The sequence below is a fragment of the Bacillus sp. FSL M7-0791 genome (assembly GCF_038627085.1).
Classification (GTDB): domain Bacteria; phylum Bacillota; class Bacilli; order Bacillales; family Bacillaceae; genus Bacillus; species Bacillus safensis.
Genome location: NZ_CP152022.1, coordinates 2810272 through 2833067 on the forward strand (window position 1 = coordinate 2810272; position 22796 = coordinate 2833067).

At 40.7% G+C, this 22796-nt stretch carries 21 protein-coding genes; 2 read left to right on the forward strand and 19 right to left on the reverse strand.

Annotation, left to right across the window (positions count from 1 at the left end; translation table 11 throughout):
* From MHI08_RS14545 to degQ, 5 genes are all read right to left on the reverse strand, one after another.
* Entirely contained in the window at window positions 1–642 is a 642-nt protein-coding gene (locus MHI08_RS14545; protein ID WP_024423322.1) for a response regulator transcription factor, read from the reverse strand.
* A gap of 80 nt (window positions 643–722) precedes the next feature.
* Window positions 723–3035 carry an ATP-binding protein gene (locus tag MHI08_RS14550; RefSeq protein WP_107163122.1) on the reverse strand — a complete coding sequence of 771 codons (2313 nt, stop codon included), beginning with the start codon at window positions 3033–3035 and terminating at the stop codon, window positions 723–725.
* A 47-nt stretch (window positions 3036–3082) separates the two neighbouring features.
* A complete protein-coding gene (comX, locus tag MHI08_RS14555; RefSeq protein WP_181286101.1) occupies window positions 3083–3253 on the reverse strand; it encodes a competence pheromone ComX in 171 nt (56 codons plus the stop codon).
* The gene (locus tag MHI08_RS14560; RefSeq protein ID WP_269773583.1) at window positions 3250–4164 is read right to left on the reverse strand and encodes a polyprenyl synthetase family protein; all 915 of its coding nucleotides are present in this window, start codon (window positions 4162–4164) and stop codon (window positions 3250–3252) included. The genes comX and MHI08_RS14560 overlap by 4 nt, the downstream gene beginning before the upstream one ends.
* Window positions 4165–4315: 151 nt before the next feature.
* Window positions 4316–4456, reverse strand: a complete 141-nt coding sequence (gene degQ, locus MHI08_RS14565; RefSeq protein WP_003213123.1) for a degradation enzyme regulation protein DegQ — start codon at window positions 4454–4456, stop codon at window positions 4316–4318.
* Between the two features lie 505 nt (window positions 4457–4961).
* Between degQ and MHI08_RS14570 the strand changes: the two genes are divergently transcribed.
* A complete protein-coding gene (locus MHI08_RS14570; RefSeq protein ID WP_052773115.1) occupies window positions 4962–5318 on the forward strand; it encodes a hypothetical protein in 357 nt (118 codons plus the stop codon).
* 35 nt (window positions 5319–5353) lie between these two features.
* Here the strand turns inward: MHI08_RS14570 and MHI08_RS14575 are convergent, their stop codons facing one another.
* The 9 genes from MHI08_RS14575 to MHI08_RS14615 all read right to left on the reverse strand — a co-directional run bounded on the left by MHI08_RS14575 (window position 5354) and on the right by MHI08_RS14615 (window position 11730).
* Entirely contained in the window at window positions 5354–6580 is a 1227-nt protein-coding gene (locus MHI08_RS14575; RefSeq protein WP_024425947.1) for an HDOD domain-containing protein, read from the reverse strand.
* 137 nt (window positions 6581–6717) lie between these two features.
* Window positions 6718–8190, reverse strand: coding sequence for a nicotinate phosphoribosyltransferase (locus MHI08_RS14580; protein ID WP_024425948.1), 1473 nt, complete (start codon window positions 8188–8190; stop codon window positions 6718–6720).
* A 17-nt stretch (window positions 8191–8207) separates the two neighbouring features.
* Complete coding sequence (locus tag MHI08_RS14585) at window positions 8208–8759, reverse strand: isochorismatase family cysteine hydrolase (protein WP_087978057.1); 552 nt, start codon at window positions 8757–8759, stop codon at window positions 8208–8210.
* 60 nt (window positions 8760–8819) lie between these two features.
* Window positions 8820–9227: a YueI family protein gene (locus MHI08_RS14590; protein WP_047203314.1), complete on the reverse strand. Its 408-nt coding sequence runs from the start codon at window positions 9225–9227 to the stop codon at window positions 8820–8822.
* A gap of 27 nt (window positions 9228–9254) precedes the next feature.
* Window positions 9255–9503: a YueH family protein gene (locus MHI08_RS14595; protein ID WP_058838084.1), complete on the reverse strand. Its 249-nt coding sequence runs from the start codon at window positions 9501–9503 to the stop codon at window positions 9255–9257.
* Between the two features lie 95 nt (window positions 9504–9598).
* On the reverse strand, window positions 9599–9820 hold the full coding sequence (locus MHI08_RS14600) for a spore germination protein (RefSeq protein WP_107163176.1): 222 nt from the start codon (window positions 9818–9820) through the stop codon (window positions 9599–9601).
* 98 nt (window positions 9821–9918) lie between these two features.
* Window positions 9919–10140 (reverse strand): spore germination protein, encoded by a 222-nt coding sequence (locus tag MHI08_RS14605; protein ID WP_003213446.1) that lies wholly within the window; start codon window positions 10138–10140, stop codon window positions 9919–9921.
* Between the two features lie 66 nt (window positions 10141–10206).
* Window positions 10207–11310: an AI-2E family transporter gene (locus tag MHI08_RS14610; protein ID WP_039181146.1), complete on the reverse strand. Its 1104-nt coding sequence runs from the start codon at window positions 11308–11310 to the stop codon at window positions 10207–10209.
* A gap of 183 nt (window positions 11311–11493) precedes the next feature.
* Window positions 11494–11730 (reverse strand): YuzF family protein, encoded by a 237-nt coding sequence (locus MHI08_RS14615; protein WP_024423334.1) that lies wholly within the window; start codon window positions 11728–11730, stop codon window positions 11494–11496.
* 176 nt (window positions 11731–11906) lie between these two features.
* Here MHI08_RS14615 and MHI08_RS14620 point away from each other — a divergent pair, with 176 nt between their 5' ends.
* Entirely contained in the window at window positions 11907–13394 is a 1488-nt protein-coding gene (locus MHI08_RS14620; protein ID WP_342499713.1) for an alpha/beta hydrolase, read from the forward strand.
* On the opposite strand, the gene MHI08_RS14625 is transcribed toward MHI08_RS14620, so the two are convergent.
* The 5 genes from MHI08_RS14625 to essC form a co-directional block, all read right to left on the reverse strand.
* The gene (locus MHI08_RS14625; RefSeq protein WP_024423336.1) at window positions 13391–13924 is read right to left on the reverse strand and encodes an HD domain-containing protein; all 534 of its coding nucleotides are present in this window, start codon (window positions 13922–13924) and stop codon (window positions 13391–13393) included. The genes MHI08_RS14620 and MHI08_RS14625 overlap by 4 nt on opposite strands.
* A gap of 144 nt (window positions 13925–14068) precedes the next feature.
* A complete protein-coding gene (locus tag MHI08_RS14630) occupies window positions 14069–14812 on the reverse strand; it encodes a (S)-benzoin forming benzil reductase (protein WP_342500198.1) in 744 nt (247 codons plus the stop codon).
* A 99-nt stretch (window positions 14813–14911) separates the two neighbouring features.
* Complete coding sequence (gene essA / locus MHI08_RS14635) at window positions 14912–15397, reverse strand: type VII secretion protein EssA (RefSeq protein ID WP_342499714.1); 486 nt, start codon at window positions 15395–15397, stop codon at window positions 14912–14914.
* Complete coding sequence (gene esaA, locus MHI08_RS14640; RefSeq protein WP_342499715.1) at window positions 15387–18287, reverse strand: type VII secretion protein EsaA; 2901 nt, start codon at window positions 18285–18287, stop codon at window positions 15387–15389. Before esaA ends, essA begins: the two co-directional genes overlap by 11 nt.
* The gene (gene essC, locus MHI08_RS14645) at window positions 18284–22759 is read right to left on the reverse strand and encodes a type VII secretion protein EssC (protein WP_342492048.1); all 4476 of its coding nucleotides are present in this window, start codon (window positions 22757–22759) and stop codon (window positions 18284–18286) included. Before essC ends, esaA begins: the two co-directional genes overlap by 4 nt.
* Window positions 22760–22796 lie beyond the last annotated feature (37 nt).

Consider the following 22796-nt stretch of genomic DNA (forward strand, 5'->3'; position numbering starts at 1 on the left):
TTACAGCACACTTTCAGACTTGGCAATTAACACCGCTTCTGTACGAGATCCAACATTCAGCTTATTAAAGATGGATGTCAAACTGTACTCAATTGACCGTTTGCTCAAATGAAGCACATCGGCAATCTCCTGGTTCGTGTATCCTTTTTCCACTTCTCTAAGGATCAAACACTCCCGTTCCGTTAAGAGATCGTGGTCAGTCTGCTGCGCTTGTTCTGGCTTTTCTTGCTGCTGTGAAATCAATTTCTTTAAATAGGACAGCTGAATGACAACTTCTCCTTGCAATGTCCGGTGTATGTATTCAATAATTTTGTCTTTCGTCTCTGTTTTACTAATTGCACCGTGTAATCCAGCCCGAATAGCCTCTTCAAAATAATCATCTACTTCATACCCTGTATAAATGATAATTTTCACTTGATGGTTGGTTTCTAAAATTTGTTTCGCTATGTCCATTCCATTGATATCCCCGAGATTTAAATCCATTAAAATCACATCATAGATGGAAAAGTCATGCGTCTTTAAAAAGGCGGCTTCTGCATCAGGACTTAAACAATCGACTGATAGCTGCTGGTCTGATTCTAATATGCTTTTTGTCCCTTCCATGACAGCCGGATGATCATCAATGACCAATATCTTCTTCATGTCTTCCTCCCTTTAAATCACTCACTTCCATTTTATATAAAAGACTTGGCTGATGCCAAGTCTTAATCCTTAATAAATGGTTACAATTCCATTTCAATTTTCACCTTAAGCCCTTTCCCCGGGGCTGTGTGAATTTGAAGCTTTCCATTTAATGCTTTGACTCGTTCTCTAATTCCCGAAAGCCCCATGCTCATTGTGTGCTGATCAAGATGACTTGCATCAAAACCGACTCCATCATCCTCATAGTGAAGAACAACCTGATCTTTAATACAAATCAGCATCACTAACACTTGAGTGGCTTTAGAGTGCTTCAGGGCGTTGGATAACAACTCCTGAACAATTCGGTAAATATTCAGCTGTGAATCAATATCAATGTCCAATTCTTTATCAAAGCGTGTCGTATTCAGCCTAATATGAAACGGTGCTTCCTCCTGAATTTGAGAAGTCAGCTTCGATATCGCCTTTACTAAACCTAAATCATACAGCAGCTGAGGCCGAAGCTCATGACACGTTTCTCTCGTCGTTTGAATCACTTTGGACATTTGATCATTCCATGAGATAAGCGAATTTTCAATAGATGTCGGGCATTGGTTATTTTGGAAATTCGTTAAAAACATTTCCGACTGCCTTTTTAGTGATATCAAGTCCTGCAGCACGGAATCATGAAGATCTCTCGCTAAATCTGAACGCTGCTTTTCTTCCATAGCAAACATGATTTTCTTCAGCCAGGCAGGATTGGCCTCGCGCTGTTTCAAATCGTCAAGATGCTCCATCAACTCTTCGATCTTGACGACATTTTCTAAACTGACACTGGTGTAAAATGCCAATGTTTTCAACCAAGAAATCTCATCACGTGTCAATTTCGGTGTCTGTATATTGGATAAGCAACAAATCATAAACGAGTGACCGCCCCGCTCGCCAATTTTCATCATAAACCCTTTATCAAGCTCGATGATTTTACCAACTTCACCTAAAATATCTTGAAATTGATCCACGTATTCTTTCCATAGCTTACTATCATTTGTTGACTCATCAATTTCAATAATTTGTCCGTCAGCCTTCACCTCAAGCACAAAGGCTTTATTCACAACAAGCACTTCTAAAATGGTGTATTTCAAATGATACAGCACTTGATGAAGTGAGGACGCCTCACGAATAAGCTGCGTGAATTTAAACACGCTGTCCTGGTAATTATGCTTCTCTGAAAAACGCTTCAGCCGAAAACGGAAATCTAGAATTTCTTTGAAATAGAAAACAGCCAGCATGAGTGTATAGGTAATTAATGAAAGCTTCAGTGTGTACTTCAAATCTTCTGGTTTTTGCAGAATATAAAACGTGACAACAACAAAAATGGTCGGTGTAATGGCAAGAAATCCATAGTATTTCAGTCTACTAATCAAAAAATCCATATTGTAAAGTTTATTCGTCATGAATTGATACACAAGTGAAAAAGGAATGAGCAAGACAAAAGAAGTTAAGAAAAAGGGATCTACGACATAAATACGAAACAAAACATATGGAATTGCAAATAAAAAGATAAATGGACAAAATGCTATGATATTTATCATGACAAAAAACTTTAAAACAGACCCCTGCTCTGTCTCTTTATATTTCCGCATTCCATTGATAATCACTTTGAATGACATGATAATAGAAGCGAAAAAGAATAAAAGATTTAAACTTGGCATGTATCTGGCTATCTCCGAATCAATCGGAACCAATAACTCTATAACTAGATTAATTATAGGTAGACTATATAAAAAGCGAATCGTTTTTTGAGTCGTTATATGCAGGTCAAACTCTTTGAAATATTGATAAATGAAATGAATATAAAAGATAAATACACTTGATAAACAAAATACGATCACATAATGGCTAAATCTCTCACCAATACCTGAAGTACCTGCACTAAGATATCCGATACAAATCGTTAATAAAAATAAAACTAATAGAAATGCTGATTTTCGTTGGGCCTCTTTGTTTATTCGAATGATAAAGAAGATACAAAATAAACAAATTGAATACAGGATAAGAGGAATTAAATAGACAAATAAACTTTCTTGACCAATCAATGTCTTATTTTTTAGGGTGATCATTTGGTTGCCTCTTTGAATATCAATTCTTTGCACATTCCTAAGCTCACCATTGATCAAATGATCTTTGTTGTTAGCAGGTTCCCCATTGATTTTAAGTATAATATCTCCTTCTTCTAATCCTGATGTGTATGCTAAAGAAAGATATTCAACTTTGACAACTTCTGCTTGACCGTTCTTGTTCTCCGCTACACGTGCTCCATTAAAAATATCAAATACATAAATATATGAAACATAGATCACAAATAAAAAAGACAGAAAAACCAAAAAAGCAGATAGTTTCGTATAAGTTATCTTCATGTATAAAACATCCTTAACTGGAGAACTTTTAAATCATTTGAATAGTATCATTTATAGTACCATATATAATCTGCAGACATTTGCCCTTTTTTAATGCCTTGAATGATTACTTTCATGGTTTGCTCATCTGTGTGAATTAAACTTGCATTCCCTAAGTCCAATTCATTCACAACACCAGGATTTTTCACTAAATATGCAATAACATTTTGAATGTTCAACCATTGCCCTCCTTTGTCATAAATGCATATAATTGTTCCTTCTTCGTTTTAGGTAAATCAAGTTGTTCAATTCCTTGCTTCATTTTTAACAGCATAATCTCTCTCATCGATACCATGTACTGTGTCAAACCAGCTTCAAGTAATTTCTGCTTCAGTTGAAACGGCTTTTGCTCTGACTCATCCAGCCGGTTAGAAAAGAAGGAAAGAAGCTCTTGACTGGCATCGTTAAAACGTCTTTGTAGATAACTGAATGCTAGCGTTTGTTTTTTTTGAAAATCTCCGTTTGATTTTGAAAATAACGCAAAAAAATCGTTACTGATCTGTTCAGCAACACCATAATATATCGAATAAGATTCCACAGTGGCGTTTATTTTTCCTGTCGCTAAATAAACACCCAGTACGCTAGAAAGAGCTGTTAAAGATCCTGATTTTTTCCTTAAAACCTCTACACACTCTTCTTCTGTTCCATGCAAATGACGCAAATCCTCGTGCTGCCCTTCCATTGACATTTTGATGAAATGGAACAATTTCTCTATTAGTTGAGCATTATTTTCACATATGGATGTGATGAATTGGATACTCACCGTATACAAATACGTAGATGCATTGATGGCCACTCCTTGGTCGACGTTCATCCAAGGATACGAATCATTGTCCTGATCTTCAATATCATCTAATATATCGGCAGATAAAATGAGAAGTTCAATCCCTGCTGCCAGTTTTGAAATCGCTTGCTTGTCTTGTCCGCCAAATGCCTCATAATGCTGGTAAGCCAATTGACCAAGAGGAAATTCTTTTTTTCTATCTGTAAATTTCAGAAGCAGCTTTTGTAAATCATTCTGCCTGACTGCATGTTGAATAAAATCAGACATATTCTGCTTGATTTTTGTATTCTCTAGATAGTTTAGCATACTCGATCTTGTACCTCACCCTTTCGTCTTTTATTTTACTAAAAAGACATGAGCAAATGTCCACTGACATCGCTATTTAACAATTATATAATAATATATCCTTTTTTTGTATGTATTTGGATAAAAAAAAGACTTGATGATTATCAAGTCTTTAAGAAATTTTCACATATTCATATTTGTCGTATTGATCAATGCTTTTGTTAATGTTATGAAGAGAAGCCGTTGTTTCTCTGATTTCGTTTTCAAGTTTCCATAATAATTGTTTAAGCTCTTCGATTTCATACTTTTCCATCGATTCCACTCTCCTTTTTTGGAAGATCAATGTATTTGTGTATGGTGATTGGGTCATAAGTATTTGATCTGTTACTAACAGTGTAAATGTAATTGAGTATTTTTTCACCGAAAAGTATGCACAAAACGTGTGCGCGATACCGCAAAATTCAATAGGTCTTTTTTCATCATTTTCTGACTTTTCAAATCATACTTTTATCTCAATTTCAAAGGAATTGCGTCATTTTTGCGACAGGAATAGACATCATTCGTCACACTTCCCTCCCAACAGAACGTACGATCCCCTCTATATCTTCGGTTTTGCGTGTCATAGGTCAGACGACAGACGCTATTGTGGACACCGCAATTTTTTGGCGACATTCACCGAAATTGACCGCAAAAGTACCTATTTTTATGCTGGAATTACAAAGATAGAAAGATCATTTTGATTCTTTATTCTGATTTTCTACATACATTTAGAACAGATATCCGTCCAATTTCACGCCAATGAGAGAAGAGGTGACCATGTGTTTTACTATGTACCTTATCCTGCTTTGCAGGTTCCCGCAATGAGCAACGCATACCCGCCGCGCACGCCAATGACTTTTCCTCCAGTTGATGCCCACTCATTTCAACGAGCCGCAAAGGAATCAGCCCGTCTCGTTGCTGATGCTTCACTCATCACGCAGCAAATTTCCAGCTCTCTTCCGTTTGCGCAGCGCATCATGGAGGCTGCTGAGCGATCTGATTCGACAAGTGTCATCCGAATGCTGAAGCAAATCGGGGTAAAAAGCGGTATTGATATCCGCTTTAGTCCAGAAGGCATTCGAATCTACTTGTCTCTTGCCTCCAGCAGACTTTTCCTTCTTTTACAGTGGGCATGACAAAGAAAAAGCCGCTCTCACACGAGCGGCTTTTCTTAAGATTCAAACATTTTATGGCACCATTCAATGGCTTCTATATAACACCCATAGGCTTCCTGTTTCGGGAGATTTCCATCTAACATTTCATCATCCCATTCATTTCGTTCAATACGTTTGGCCATACCTAGCACAAAAGAATAATCATTTTCATAGCCAAGCAGTGCCTCGCCAACTTCATCAGAAAGCGGCAGTTCCTTCACAAGTTCTGTGATATCTGCCCTGACAAGCGTATCAATGAGAGAAAACATACCTGTCAGCATATAAGAGGCGGGGTGCTCTCGTTCAGTACGAGAAGCAATCAGTTCACACGTTTTGGCACGAATGAATGACATTTTGATAATTTCTTTTTGGCTTGAGTTAGCTTGGACATTCAGTTCTTTAAATGAAAGGATAAAGATCCAGCGCCGAATTTCATTAAATCCAAGCAGGATAATCGCCTGCCGGATACTTTTAATTTGATAAAGACGTCTCATGCCGCCTGAATTCAGCATTTTTAATAATTGATATGATAGCGAAAGGTCACTTTCAATAAAATGGGTGACGGTCTGGATATTCGGCTGGTCCTTGCTTAACTCATTTAAAAGCTGATGGTACGCATGGAAGCTGGTCGATAATGCTCGTCCCGATATCACATGCGGCTCACTAAAGAAATACCCTTGAAACAAGTGGAAGCCCGCTTCTAGTGCCTCTTCATATTCTCTTCTCGTTTCTACCTTTTCTGCTAGGAATCGAAGGCGATACTTTTTATACGAATGCAGAATATCTCTTCGTTCTTGCGTTGTGGTTTTCAGAAAGTCAATTTTTAAAATATCTATGCAATAGAGGAGTTCCTCAAGCAGTTTGTCACTAAAATGTGTTCCGTTTAGGAAGAAATCATCGAGTGCAATCGTATATCCCCATTTTTTTAACTGCTTACATCTCATAATAAGTGCCGGGGTAATCGGTACATTTTCTAATATCTCGATCACAAGCTGATGCGGATCAAAATAGGTGAGCAGATCAGATGAAAGCAAGCTTTCGGTGAAATTAATATAGCATCGTTTTCCTTCTGTCAGTGTTTCGATGCCGATATTTAGAAAACTATTGATAATGAGGTCCGTTGTCGCTTGATCACCGTCTTCAGCGCTATATGTATTGGTTTCACTATCTCTATAAAGCAGCTCATATGATACGACTTGTTCTTTTCTGTTAAAAATAGGCTGTCTCGCAACAAACACCCTCAACTGCTCCAATCCTCCTTTATGCCATGACAAACAAGATGTGCTTTCAGTATACCAAATGATTGCGCTTTTAGTTCAATTTCAATCGGTCAAAATAAAAAAAAGAGACCACCTGGCTTGATGGTCTCCCTTTCTTCAGATCATTCGCTTTCATAAAGCTCTTTTTTGATTTTATTTTTCACATCATGGATAAACTGCATTTTATTATCCCAGCATTTTTGACTCAAATCGACTGGATATTCTTCTGGTTTGCTGATTCGTTTATATTCCTCCCAGAAGAGTCCAAGACTCTCCTGCACGTAGGCTTGAATCGTTTGAATATCTGGATTGTCATAGACAAGTTTTCCTTGCTCAAAAATCGGGACGTGAAGATCTTTCGCCACAAAGTTTGTCACGAATTTACTAATAAATGTATGCACAGGATGGAACATTTTTAGTTTATCCTCACTATGAACATCTTCCTCTTCAAGCGCAATGTAGTCACCCTCAGAATGATGATTCAATTGATTGATAATGCGGTACACACGTTTACGGCCTGGTGTTGTCACTTTCTCTGGGTTGGATGAAATTTTGATGGTATCATTCATTTTGCCGTTTTCTTCAATGGACACCAGTTTATACACTGCACCGAGGGCTGGCTGATCGAATGCTGTGATCAGTTTTGTTCCAACACCCCACACATCAATTTTGGCGCCCTGTGCCTTTAAGTTCATAATGGTGTGTTCATCAAGATCGCTTGATGCAATGACTTTGGCATCATGGAATCCTGCTTCATCTAGCATTGTTCTAGCTTTTTTAGACAAGTATGCAAGGTCTCCGCTATCAAGTCTGACACCAATGAAGTTGATTTTGTCTCCAAATTCTTTCGCTACCTTAATCGCATTCGGAATACCTGATCTGACAGTATCATACGTATCGACTAAAAAGACACAGTCTGTATGTGTTTCAGCATATTTTTTAAATGCTGTATATTCATCGCGGTATGCTTGTACAAGTGCGTGGGCATGTGTTCCTGATACTGGAATGTTGAAGCGTTTCCCAGCACGAACATTACTTGTCGCCTGAAAGCCGCCGATGAGTGCCGCTCTTGCTCCCCACATCGCCGCATCCATTTCATGCGCACGTCTTGTTCCAAATTCTAATGCTGTCTCATCTTCAATGATTCCTTTAATCCGAGCCGCTTTTGTTGCAATCAGCGTCTGGAAATTCACGATATTGAGCAATGCCGTTTCAATTAACTGAGCTTCAACAAGCGTTGCCTCGATGCGCATAATCGGTTCATTCGCAAAGACAATTTCCCCTTCTCGCATTGAATGAAGTGTACCTGTAAAGGACAATCCGCTTAAATAGTCAATGAAATCGCTTTTATAACCGAGTTCATCTTTTAAATACGCAAGATCGCTTTCGGTGAAGGAAAAGTCCGATAAATATTCAATCGCTTTCTCTAAGCCAGCAAATACAGCGAAGCCATTGTCAAATGGAAGCTTTCTAAAGAAGAGTTCAAAGACTGCCTTCTTCTCATGAATGCCGTCTCTCCAATACGTTTCTGCCATGTTAATTTGATAAAGATCTGTATGTAGTGATAAACTGTCGTCATTAAACCGATGCTCCAACTTCCATTCTCCTTCCCTTACTTAACCACTTTCGCACCAAGCGACTGCTCAAAGTGAGAAAGTGCCCACTCGTGCCCCGCTTCATTAAAACTCGCCACAGCATTTTGGTGAATCACAAGTTCGAAGCCTTTATTGTACGCATCAACAGCTGTATGAAGTACACAAATATCGGTACATACGCCGGCTAAGTGAAGTTCCGTGATGCCGCGCTCGCGCAGTTTCATTTCTAATTGAGTGCCTGCAAAAGCAGAGTATCTTGTTTTTTCCATATAGTAGACATGTTTTAAATGTTTTGACGTGTGAAATAGTGAACTTAGTTGTCCATAAAGTTCAATACCCTCTGTTCCGCGAATATTATGGGGCGGAAATAACTTTGTCTCTGGATGAAAAGGGTCCTCTTCTTCATGATGATCGACAGCAAAGACGACAAAGTGGCCTTCATCAATAAATGAAGAAGTGATCTCTGTGATCTTAGACTCAATCGCCTGTCCAGGCTTTCCGCATGTCAGTTTTCCATCGTCTGCAACAAAATCAACTGTATAATCAATACAAATCAACGCTTTGCCCATCCGCATCTCTCCCATATGCTCTTTTGAATCATTATAGCTTATTCATTTCACTAGGGAAACCTATTCAACAGATTCGTGAGAAAAAGCTTTTTGAAACAGCTCATCTTTTAGATAGATGTGCTCTTGATTGACCGCACTTGGCATCTCTATGACAAGACCAAATGGAGAGTGCGCTTCATGATGATTCACCACTTTAAACGAACATCCAGCGGCATTTGCCATTTTGACATATTGAGAATAGGAAGCATAGGACAATTCACCATTTAAAAGAACTGTGGCCTGGCGATTGGTCTTCAATATTTGTTCGACCTCATGATACGGTTTATTTCTTGATACCTGTCCCTTTGTCAGGGCGAGAAGCGCTCGTTCCCTTAATGAACCGAGAAACATTCTTCGTTCATCAGGTTTTGTTTCAGCATGTCCAAATATCCCTTGCTGCAAATAAAAGTCTACGGATTCTTCTTTCATCGCTGTGTTCACTCCTGGTTTCTAAATTTACATTTCTGTGACCCAGTGCACAACCTTGAGTGCGAGGTCACGTGCTTCATCTGTTTCTACTCTTTCCATTAAGGATTGTTCAAGCGTATGGATGAGCTGCTCTTTTTCGTCCTCATACGCAATGGAAATACTCCATTCAATGTCAGGTACGGCAACAAGCGTTTTATATTCTTTTTTATTTTCATGTAAATATACATTGTAGGTCTTTGGTTGTCCGCTTGTGATGTGTGCTTTTCTAATTTTCATTTGACTCTGTTCACACCTCTTTTTTTTCTTACATCCATATCCATTGTACCATAAAAAAAGACAGCTTCAGAAAAGGAATTCCCTTTCAAAGCTGGCTACGCATTAAAGCTTTTTTGCTGGCTGATCAGGTCTATATCCCACACAAAAGTGACATTTGGACTGTTAAAAAATTGGACAAGATCTCCTGCATTATAAGTCCCTGAACCACCGGCAGAGTGATCGACACTTTTTGGCGAAATGGCAAAAACATCACCGAAATGTGCTGCCCCATTTCCGTACACACGATCAATATGAATAGGCCCAACAATCGCTGGCATCTTTCCACCACCTTTTCTTTCCTCATCATATGCCCAGCCTAAAAATACGTGTATGAAAAATAAAAAAGACAGCTGATCTTTGATCATCAGCTGTCTTTCTATGCGTTAAATGATTGAGGCTGGCCAAACAATGTAAAGTCCCAAAGCATTGTCGCATTCGGATCACTTGTAAGTGACATATAATCACCTGAATTAAAGGCTCCCGCTCCGCCAGTAGAGTGGTCTACAGCCAAAGGGGCAATGGCCAGGACATCACCGAAAGTAGCTGCACCGTTTCCTCCTAACGACTCGATATGAATAGGTCCAACGATTGCAGGCATCAGAATCTCCCCCTATCTGCTTATCTCAATCATCTTATGCAAAAAGGGAAAAGGTGTGCATCTGTCCTAGACGTTTAAATGCTGTTCCTTACGAGATCGCTGACGCAGCTGCACCAATCTGACAATATTCAAGGTGATGGCTTTGAGCAGTGCATAAACAGGAACCGCAAAGATCATGCCAAGGATTCCGCCAAAGCTTCCTGCCCCAATTAATAGCAGGATAATGGTCAAAGGATGTGTGTTGAGGCGTTTTCCAATAATCAATGGAGAAATGACATTTCCATCAACTTGCTGAACGACAAGAATCACAATCACTGTCACCACAGCTTTTCCAGGCGAATCAAGAAACGCAATAAGCACAGCTGGTGCCGCGCCAAGATATGGCCCAAGGTAAGGAATCACATTCGTGACCGCAATGATAATACCGAGAATGAGCGCATATTTCACACCAATTAATAAGTACCCGATAAAACAAGCCACTCCAACAAATAAACAGACGACAATCTGCCCTTGTATGTAAGCCGCAAGCGTATCGTTTAATTCTTTAAAGATTTTCAATCCTTCTTTACGGTAAGGCATTGGCAAAAATTGAACGAGCTTGTCCGGAAACTTATGTCCGTCTTTCAACATATAAAACAAAATGAACGGAACTGTGATCACAGCTAAAGCAATATTGGCAATCACGCCAAACACAGCAGACATACTTGAAGCAATATTTTCCGGCAAATCTTTTAATGTCGAAACAATTGTCTGTTCAAACTTCGAGACGGAGACATAATCTTGATTCATCATCCAAGTAAATGTTTTAGAATGCGAGAAGTCATTCATAAATTTCTGCATATCCGTCACATAACCAGGGAAGCTTTTGACAAGTCCACCGACCTGCGTGACAATAATCGGTCCCGCAGCATTCACAATGAACGTGATGAGTCCGATGAACAAAAGATAAATGATCAGGATAGCCAGTGTCCTAGGAATTTTCTTGGACAAAAATCGAACAATTGGATTAAAGATGAAAAAGAGAATTCCAGCCAGCAAGATGGGAACAAACAAGGTTGAAGCAAATAAAATAATCGGCTGAAATAAAAACGAAACCTTTGTTGATACATAAACAATGAGTAAAACAAGTAATATTTGGAATGTCCAGAAATGAACTTTAGATTTTAACAAAGATGCTCCTCCTGTTACGTATTGATCTTATTAAAAAACTACTATTCAACCCACCTTCTGTCAACTGCTTCTTGTTTTAGAACCTTATTTTTTGTAAAAAAAAGAACAATTGGTATATCATGCACTTTTTCCAGATATACATTCTGTAAGCATGAAAAAAGCAGACACCTTTGCGTCTGCTTGTTACACTCTTTCACTGTGATCAGGCATCACCGATACAATTTGCTGGATCCGCACATAAAAAACTGATTTCGCCCCCGCCTCAATGACAATATGATCCGGCATGACTTCCTTCAATTTTCCACGCACCGTATCTTTCACTGTTTGAACAATTAATCTCATACCGATTACTTTCTGCAATGTTTGATAAACATATGGATCAACTAATGAAACAAGCTGTGGACTTCCTTGTTGTGCCATCCTACCTGCCCCTTTACTTGTGTATTTACCCACAGCGTATGCAATGACCCATGTGAATGTCACTCAGGGCAAACCCACAACATAAATACCATATTTTAACATTTTATATAATTTTACATCTTTTGGAAGTATAATAGATTGGTGCTGCCAACAACTTAAATCATTTGAAGAGGTGAATGATCTTGAAAAAACTCATCTGTCTCGCTGCTGTCATGCTCTTTTTTTCCTTTGCAAGTTATGCGTATGCAGGATCAATTGGAGATGAACCTGGGACACCGGGGAAGTGGTTTAAAGGAGAAGCGCCAGTTCAAAAAGACGAGTCAAAACCACCACTTGTTTTTGTTCACGGCATTAACAGCTCCTCCTCCACATGGTTCGACCGAAACGACATGGCAAAGCAAGCTGTTCTGAACGGATACGAAAGCGCATTCATAGATTTGTATCCAGATCAGGATACGAAAAAGAATGGCAAACTATTAGCAGAAAAGCTAAAAGAAATCTATGATGTGTTCGGTCGAAAACTCATTGTGATTGGTCATAGTAAAGGCGGGGTGGATACACAGTCCGCACTCGTGTATCACAATGCCCATCCATATGTAGAGAAGGTCATCACACTTGGCTCCCCTCATTACGGGACGCCGCTGGCAGATTTAGCGTATAGCAAGGGCGGAAGCTGGCTCGCGGAAATTCTTGGACAAAAAAGCGATGCGCTCTATTCTTTGCAAACAGGGCTCATGGCGGCTTTTCGAAGTGAAACCGACAAGCTGGAGAAGTTTCCTCAAAAATACATCACTTATTCGGGATCGGAATGGGGCACATTTGGCGGGGTGCTGTATTTAGGCGGCATGTATTTAAAGAGCTTTGGTGCAAACGATGGCGCCGTCACGGTAAGCAGCACAAGACTATCATATGCAAACAATATTTTAACAGGGAAATGGGATCACAACTCCATTAAAAACGGCACAAGCATGTTCCCTGTGTTCCAGCATCAGCTGCTGGCAAATGCCACAAGCACTGGAAACGAAAATATAGAGAGCCCGAACTCTACTGAGCTGAATACAGATGTTTATGTGAAAGGCGGAGAAAGTGAAAAGGATAAAACAGAAGCGTTCTATGTAGAGGAAGGAACGAATGGCTTATCGATTCAGTGGTTAAATGAAAGGCATGAGGCGCAGCCGGAAATCATCGTCCCAAATGGAGACGTCTTAACAAATCTGAAGACATCGGAAGCATCTTTCCCATATGAAGGCGCATTTTCGCACCATGTGCAAATCAATAAACCCGTTCCTGGAAAATGGACAATTCGATCAAATTCAGAAAAAATGACTCCTTATTTGCTGCTCGTATCCTTTGATTCACCATTAAATGAAGAAATCAAAGCAGAAGCAGCGAAATCAGGGGATGATGCATCAACCCATTCAAGCGGTCTGATTAAACGATTAAGCAAGAAAGTAGAAACCTTTTACTTTAAGGATGCCCAAAAAGATCATCCTCTCAAAACAACTGCTTCATCAGCTGTTCAATTGAAAAAAGAAGGTGCTTATTCTGTCACGGTTCATTACACTGGACTCACTGCATCAGGTACATCAGCATTTAACCGTACCGTTATTCGCACATTGTATGTCGATCAGCATGGAAATATTCATGGTGACATTCCATACTAAACAGAGCGTTTCATGGGCTGAAGTGCCTGTTGCACTTTCTGATCCAATTCCGTGATTTTTTTCATTGCAAGTGATTCGTCTATTTGTCTGTAATGGTGATGCCCGCCAGGCTCTTCATCCATTTCATCTGCTTTCTTAACGATTTGCTGGAGTGTGTCCTTATGAAGGTCGCCCTCTGGCAAATATGAATCCGTATGAAGCAGAATTGCAAGCGCAATATCTTTGGCTGCCTTTGGTTCCTCACCGAGGCGTATGAGCAGTTTGTGAGCACGCTCCGCGCCTTTAATGGCATGAATATCATTCCGTCTATATGTCTCGTAATCCCATTCTCCGCCAGCTGTATACCATTCATAGTGGCCGATGTCATGCAAGAGGGCTGCTTTCACAGCGAGATCTGGATTAATCCCAGCCTGCACCGCCAGTTTGAATGCGTGATAAGCACAAGCAATCGCATGGGCTTTACCTGAACGATTTAAATATTTTTGAGCGACTGGATGGGTGTAAACATCCATTAATGTAACCTTTCTCATGGAAACCCCTCCTTATCTATATTTTTAGCATCCTAACATATTCTGAAAAGAAACTCAAATATTCTGTTATATTTTCTATGAGTCTCCAAAATAGCTTATGTCAAATAAGCTGTTTTTGCTTGTACAATACGAAAAAAGCAGTCGTTATGACTGCTTTTTCACATACTCACGTGCATCGTAGACACATCCGCCAGCTGGATCATCCGCTAAAAGATCGAGCAAAATACGTGCGACTTCATCTGGGCTCTTTAACGTGCCTGTTTCATATAATTGCTGAAAACGGTCTATTTGTTCAAAGTCTTGTTTTGATGATTTCCGAATTTCCCCCTGCATATCTGTATCGATCGTGCCGGGTGAAAAGGAAAACGTGTTGATCGGATGCGCCTCGTCCTGTTGTTCCTCATGAAAAGTCCTCATAAACATATCGAGTCCTGCCTTTGAACTGCAATACGCACTCCAGCCTTTGTATGGTTTTTTCGCCGCCCCAGAAGAGAGATGAACGATCGTTTTCTTTCCGTTAAATGATTGAGTCTGCTTGGCAAACACATGGCTCAGCAAAACAGGAATGACAAGATTCAGCTTGTAATGCTGATGAAGTGTATCCAGTCCGCCTTGTCCAACGCGCTTGATAGGTGTGACCATCCCTGCATTGTTGACAAGTAAGATGTCATCAGCATCTGCCAGAGTTTGCGGCGTGAGACTATGTTGAAGCCATTTGGCCGCTGCTTCTTCATCGGTCAGATCAACCTGGGTATGTGTAAGCTTCGGATGGGATATCGGCGATGCACTTCTTGCTGCTGTGTACACATGATCCCCGCGTGAAAGCAGCCTGTTCACAAGTGCTAAGCCAAAACCTTTTGATCCGCCTGTAACGATTGAAATTCGAATAACAATCTCCTCCCTTGATATCACTATTTTACGTAGTGAAACGGTATGACAGCAAGCAATCTGCATAAAGAAAAGCCTGCCTCTATTAAAAGAGACAGACTATTTCTTTTCAGCCTTCACATTCACCTTTGGAATCAGAATGATCATCACAACGAGACCAAGGGCTATCAAGAAACCAAAGATCATCGGAAGCAGTGCCGATGTCTGCTTCTCATGTTCATCCTCAGAAGGTGCTGATACAGCCGAATCACTAAAAGAGATATTCATCTCTTTCATCATACGAGCTGGTGTTTTGGGCGGGTTCTCCTTTAGATCACTAAATAGCTGGGGAGAAAGAGATCCCCCCGGGGCTTTAGGCGGTTTAGCAAAATGAATGTCTGTTTTGATTGTTGATGTCGTTTTGCTTTGTTCGTATTTCGTTTGATCCCTCAATATACTCGAGTTAATATTGAGTTCCTTTTCCTGATATTCATTCGGCTTGACATTCGTATCCGTATCTTCACCAGCAGCGAAAGCAGCAGGGATGAGGAGAAAAAGGGAAACGGCAACGAGTGCCGTCCCTTTCACGAATAGATTAAGCTTCATGAGTCACATCACGTTCCTCTGTTTTATCTTTCCATAGCTTTTTCACAAGCGGTACGACCATGAAAAGAACAGTTAAAATCACTAACCCTGTGACGCCCATTCCAAAGGTGTCTCCATTTCCATATTGAATCGACAGGTACACGTCTGTCACTGGATTGGTAAAGTGGAAATTCGGCATCACCAAATCAATTAACGGTGCGACAAAGAAGAAAATCAGCGCTGTTGCTGCCATCCATCCGGCAATAGAACCGAATAGGAAGGCCGTGCGAATAAAGGCAGAGCACGCCACTAATAACAAAATGGTGAAGATCGACCATTGAATGGCTTGATCATCTGCAAGTTTGTAAATGTTCAGTCCAAACAAGCTGATCATGAGTCCGACTAATAGATTCAAGATGCCAAACAGCGCACCTTTGACCAGCATCGGAGCTGACGCATAATACGAGCTGAAAAAGCCAATTAACAAACTGCTGATCATCACAATGACCAAAATGACGACCGGCGGTACGGTCTGCGTTTTTTCTTCCGGCACATCGCCGCTGATTTTCAGCGGATTGGCTAAATGGTTATACACATAGTTACTGTTGCCTTGATCACTTAATGTATTTCCTAAAATACCCTTTAAATCTTGCTGAACAAGCTTTGTAGAGTCGACATTCTTGCTCCAGTTTTCATTCAGCGTATCTGCTTTTTCTTGAACTGTTGTGACACTCTCTTCAATGTTATTCGTATAATCCGCCACCCCTTTTTGGCGGTCGGTTAACGAACTCATATTTTCAGAAAGACGAAGCACTTCCTGACCAATTGAATCCTGTGCACTGACAACAATTGAACTGCCTGCAAGGTCTGCTGTATACACCGCATCTCCTTGATCAGCCATTTGCTCAGCTACATTGTCCGCACTTTCAGAAATTGTCTGTAATTCCTGTTCCATGCTTGCCTGCTGAGTCGTAATGTACTCCGCATAACCATCTGAAAACTTCTGCATCTCATCAATAAAAGTAGACACATCATCGTTTGATGTCAGCATCTGGTTTTTGAGCTTATCCCAGTTTTCTGTTTCTTCTTTTTTGATGGAGAGGATGGATTGGATATTCTCTTCTTTTGCGTCATATAGAGAAGAGTTATTAGATGGTTGATAGACATTTGCGATCATCAGCTCTAGCTGAGAGAGTTGATTTGAATAGTCCATTAATTTTTTAGTTCTTGTTGATTTTGTTTCGAACTTTTTCTCAAAAAGATGATCACTAAAGGCATTACTAATCGGTGAGTTCCTGCGCTTCAGCTCTTTTACTTTGCTTACAATGGATGATTCTTGATTTTTGATTTCATTCGGAATGACGTTATATCGATCTTGTAACCGTAGGATAGTCTTTTCAAGCTTTTCTACTTTTTTCGTAAGGGTCTCAAGCTCTTTACTCATCTGACTCACTTTGTCTTTTAATTCGTCGTTATGAGCGTCCGCTTTTTCTTGTATTTTCTTTTTCACTTCATCTAAGCGAGTTGAGAGTGCTTTTAGGTCATCCTGCGATGAATTCTTGCTGCTGGTATCTGGCTGAGCAGGATTTTCACCGCTTTCACCTTCTTGCCCATCTTCAGTCGAAGGCGGTGGTGTCTCCTGTTCTCCTAATTGATCCGCAAGGTCGTTCATTTCTATTGAAATCTGTGAGAGCTCATTTGTTTCTTCCTCTAGGTTAATCCCAATCTCTTCTGGGTTTTCATTATCTTGATCTGATGGCCCGTCTTCATCAGAGTCAGCTGGCGGTTCAGGCTCGTCCATTAACTCTTGCCTTTTTGCCAATAGCTTTGTCTGCAAGTCTGATATTTTATTTCGATAATCTTCTAAGTAACGATCTTCATAGTTTTTAATCAGTTCCTTCTGAGACGCTATCACAAGTTCCGTTAACCCCGTGGATTGCTTAGGAATAACGTCTTCTCTCGACTTTTGAACAGATTGGATGGCGCTGTCCGTTGTTTTCAGCTGACTTTGTACTCCGTTGATGTCTGTTTTGAGTCCGCCCATTTGATCACTAAAGCTGCGGGCATTTTGGTTTTGAATGTCAGCGAGTTGTTTGAGTCCTTGCTGGATTTGCTTTTGGCTTGCTGATTGCGCTTTGATCAAGAGATCCTTTTGTTTGTCTTGATACTGCTGGTATTGATCGACTGCTTTCACAAAGTCCTTTAATTGGTTCTTTGCTTCTTCTGTTGTACTCAAGCCGTCTTTATATTGTTTCTGTGAATCGGCCATCGCATTTTTTAATTCTTCTATTTGTTTCTTCTGCTGCTGGACGGCATCTGATAGTTTGTTTGAGTTCGGTTTATAGAAGTTGTACATCGTGTTTTGGAATTCGACTTCTTTGCCGACAATATGCTCAAATTCTTCTCTCACATTGCCAATTTCCTGTGATACAAAACTCCAGTATAACGTCGACATCTGTTCATTCATTTTCTTTTGTGCATTTTCCAGCTCTCTCTGCACTTTCTCTTTATTGACTGCATTGAGCTGGTCTTGAATCGAAAATTGAATGGACGCCTTTTCAGGATGGTCTTTATCATAGCTCAGCACATTTTTAGAGAAATCAGACGGAATATAAAGGACAGCGTCATATTTTCTGTTTTTCAGTCCATTTTCCGCCGCACTGCGATTCACTACAGTCCATGTATAATCAGGACGTTCTGACAATGCTGCCACAACATCCTGTCCGAAACGAGCCGTGTTTTCACTTTCGCTCGCTCCCATATCCTCATTGACCACTGCAATATTTCGTGTGGCATTCTTCTTCTGTTTTGCCGGGTCATCTCCAATCAGGTGGAAAAATAAAACCGGCAGCACAAGAATCAATATCATGGTGGATACGATTTTGATGGAGCTTTTTTGCTGCTCTGTCATTGAACACTCTTCCTTTCTACCGCACATAAAGGAACCTGGATTTTCTTCTCTTTTCCGTTTTCAACCAAATACCCGAAGCCTGGCTGAATCTCTGGTTCTTGTCTTGCATACGGAAGCGGTATGATGTTTTGCTCTGATTTTTTCATGAGTAACATAGCATGACGAACTTGTTTGATTTCGTTTGTGAGTGCATCATAGCCCTTACTGAACTCGGTATGATTCCCTGATGCAATCAGGCTGAAGCCTAAGTGTGCATATGACTTCATGAAATCAGCCAATTGATCTTGAAGACGCGGATCGATCGTCTGCTGAAAACGCGTAATGCCATCAATCACAAGCACAATTTGAGGAAAAGACAACTGATCGGTCTCCCCTTGGCGCACAGCTTCGACATACATTTCTTCCCGCACCTTAAATATGCGGTCCATTTCTTCTGCCCATTCGGTGATATCATCTTTTGTTTCAAGGTAATCAATGTTCTCTTCTTTTGCATAATGGGATAAACCTCGATCAATTGAATCAAAGACAGCCAGCTTTTCAGGCTTTGCCACTAAAAGCTGATCGAGCATCAGTTTTGTCACATTTGTTTTCCCGCGCTGCGTTTGACCGATAATGAGGCAATGTTTATTCTTTTTCAAGTCAAAATAAACAGGTGCCACAGATTCCTCATCTAATCCGACTGGAATGTCATAAGGCAGTTTTTGTTCATCTAAACGACTCTCAAGCTCCCAAACTGTCAGCTTATCAGGAAGCATTGGCACAGGCTTTGGTTTTACGGATGCTTCAAAGCGGTCATGAAGAAGCTGTATCTCTTGTTTCAAATGCTCAAACAATTCGAGATCGTTCTCTCCTTCAACTGGCAGAAACATTTGCGCAAAATAAAGCTCTTCTTTGTTGATAATAACTCGTCCTGGGATCGGCTCTAAGCTGAATTTCGGTCTGCCAATAATCGAGTACGCCTCTCCTTGATCCATTAAGTAATGGACAATCTTTGTTTTCAGATTGTTCATCAGCGATTGACGCACTGCATTTACCCGGGTTGCTGTAATCAAGAAGTATATACCTAGTGATTGTCCGTCACGGCTCAGCTGAATAAATTCAGATTCGAGCTCATGCATTTCGTCTTTGACAATGTCAAAGTTGTCAATCACGATAAAAATGAATGGAAGCTTTTTCTCATTTAAGGCGTTGTACATTTTGATATGACTCATTTCTTGCTGTCTGAATAAGCGCTTGCGATATTCAACCTCTTCCCGCAGACGCTTCATTGATTTTTGAATCTTTCTCATCTGATCCATTAAGAAATAATCCGCCGTATGCGGCAGTTTAGCTAACGGAAGCAATGTTCCGTTTCCGAAATCATAAATATATGCGTGCCATTCTTCAGGTGAATACCTCTCCGCAAAGCTCATCAGCAGTGTTGTGGCAGCAAGTGATTTGCCGTAGCCGGAGGAACCGAAGATGCCAATGTTCCCATCTTCCATCATTTGATAAGAAAGTGGATGCTGGCTTTGCTGATCTGGTTCATCGACAAGCGCAAAATGGAAGACATGCTCTTCACTCGACGCATAACGTGTTTTTGGAATACGTTCCTCAAGCGGTGGAAGCCATGGACTTGGCAGCTTCTCGATTCCAAGCTCTTGCTGCATACGTTCAATTTCATCCACAACAGCGGAAATCTCCGTCACTGTCTCTTTTTTCACTGCTGGCTCTGTGCTTACTCCTGATAACGGAATAAGACCAGTATCTGTCACAATGGCAATGTCATCTTCTGAGCCGTAGCCATCTTCCATATATGGTGCACCGCTCCAAGCCGATTGGAACAATTCATAAATTTCATTGTTGCCCACTTGTAAATAACCGCGGCCTGTGACGGTAATGGACGCTGCATCACTATTTTTCAAAATTTCCTTACTGTCTGACGCATCTTGTACTTTTAGTGCGACCTTAAAACGGGAGTTACTCCAAATCTGATCATCAATGACCCCGCCTGGCTTTTGAGTAGCCAAAATGAGATGGACCCCAAGGCTTCGGCCAATACGTGCAGCGCTGACAAGCTCCCTAATAAAGTCTGGCTCTTCACTTTTTAATTCAGCAAACTCATCAGAGATTAAGAACAAGTGAGGCATTGCCTGCTCAGCCTTTTTCTCCTTGTAAAGCTTCGTATAATCATTGATGTGATTCACATGATACTGATCAAACAGCCGCTGTCTTTTCTTCAATTCACTTTTAATTGAGGCAAGCGCTCTTTCACTAAAGTTCTTGCTGCCTTCAATATTGGTGATCGTTCCAAGTAAATGAGGAATATTTCGAAACGGCTGCGCCATTCCGCCGCCTTTATAGTCAATCAACAGAAAAGCAACTTCATGCGGGTGAAAATGTACAGCGAGCGATAAAATATACGTCTGTAAAAATTCACTTTTCCCTGATCCCGTTGTTCCCGCCAACAGTCCGTGCGGGCCGTGCGCTTTTTCATGCAGGTTCAGATCGACAATGTCGTTTTTCCCTTTATAACCAATTGGCACTGATAATGATTTGGCCGTTTCTGAAGTCAGCCATTTTTCACGAATGCCAATGTCATCTACCTGTTTGGCATGGAAAAGATCAAGGAATGAGACCGTCTCAGGAATCGAATTGGTCATACCTACTTGATGATCTAATGTTCTCAGTGTTCTGGCAAACAGTTCATTGTCCCCGCGCTGATGTGTATCAAGCTGAAATGGAATTCGTACCGCCTTCTTGTGCTGAATGAGAATATCTCCTTCTTCTTCGTTAATATAACGGACAAGCGTCGAAATATTTTCAGCTAAGCTTTCCTTTGTTTCTGCTGCAAAGATGATGGAGATACCAAGATCTGTCCGGCTGCCTTCTAGGTATTCTAAAATCACATGCTCGGCAATGAGCTCATGATTTGTCACGATGAACACAAAATGAGGCGTAAAGATTTTCTTCTCTTTTTCTTCTTCTAAATCACGCTCGCGTAAAATTTCATAAATAGAGGACAACAGCTGATCGCGTGTTTGTTCGTTGTAAATAAACCCTTTGCCATATGTATGAGGCAGCTGGAAGTGCGGAAGCCATTTCATCCATTCCCAATTCTCATACTCCTGCTCATGAAAGATAAAGACAAATCTCAAATCGTGATAGCTGTGCGAGAAAGCAAGCTGTCCAACTAGCTGATGAAGCTCATTTTTCACAATCGCAGGCTTCCCTATTAATCCTGTTGGACCATCCGCAAGACCAAATGTAATCGGGACATTCTTCACTTCACGATATACTTTTTGCATGTGCTGCGTTTGTTCCATTAAGTCATCAACATCCCGGTTGGCCATATCGCCGCCGCTCATCGATAATTCATAGCTTGATGGGACTGCGCCTGTTCCAAGACGCAGGTGCAAGAAGTCGTCACTCACAAGCGTCTTTTCCCAAATGCGTCCGCTAATTTCTGAAGTTAAATACTTCATTTTTTCAAATGACGGATAATGATACGTCAAAATATATTGCTGGCGGTCATACAGCTCCTGCAGCTCTTTCCGTTTATTTTCTAAATAAAGAGAATAGACACGCTGCCGCTTCTCTTCTCGTCTTTTGCGCTGTGATTTTTCCTTAAAGTATTGAACGGACGATGTAATTAACGTCATGATAAACATCGCCATTGACACGATAATAAAGATTCCACGCGGCTGGATAAGGGCAACAATCCCCATTACAAGGAGCATCACAAGCGGCGGAAGGACAACAAGCCAAAGCCCTCTGCTGTTATTTTCACTCTCCTGCGAAGGAAAGCTAAAGGATACCCGGTCATCTGGCAAATCATAAATCAAACGCGGTGTACGTCTGTATGAAGGGTATTTTTGTTTTGTTTCTGTACTTGGCGGTCTTGTTTTTTCCAAACGTGTATGAAAGGGTTCGTAAGCTGTCACCTGTAATAAATCATCATCTTTAAATGTCACCGTCAGAAAGTTCCAGAACAGCTCATCTCCTGCATAAATCTTCTCTGGACCGTGGATTTTCTTTCCGTTCACGTAAATCATCTCGTCCTGAGGCATGACATACCATGTTCCTTCGATTTTCTCTAAAGTGAACTGGCTGGCATCTTGAAACATGGAATGAGCTTGTTCTTTCCACACATCAATCTCATCTTTCTCTTCACGTGAAAAAGACAGCTCCACTCTATTTCCTAGGTAATAAATATGTTGATCATGATGTGCATCCATTAAAATAAGTGTGAGTGAACCAAGCTGATATGGTTCATGTGGAAGTAATTTGCCTTTCTTCTCATCTCCCTGATAAATAGTAAAACCATCATTCGGTTCATCAGGAGATAAACGAATGACCCCTTCATCAAACGAAAGTGAAGGGATTGTCACTGTATGCTCTATTTCAGGTCCAATCAGAGCTTCTCGATTGAACTGCTCATCTAAACGGACAGTTTGATAATCCTCCTCATAAAAAACCCAAAGAAGACTCAAACGCTCCACCTCCTCATGGGACAGCACCAACTGTCAG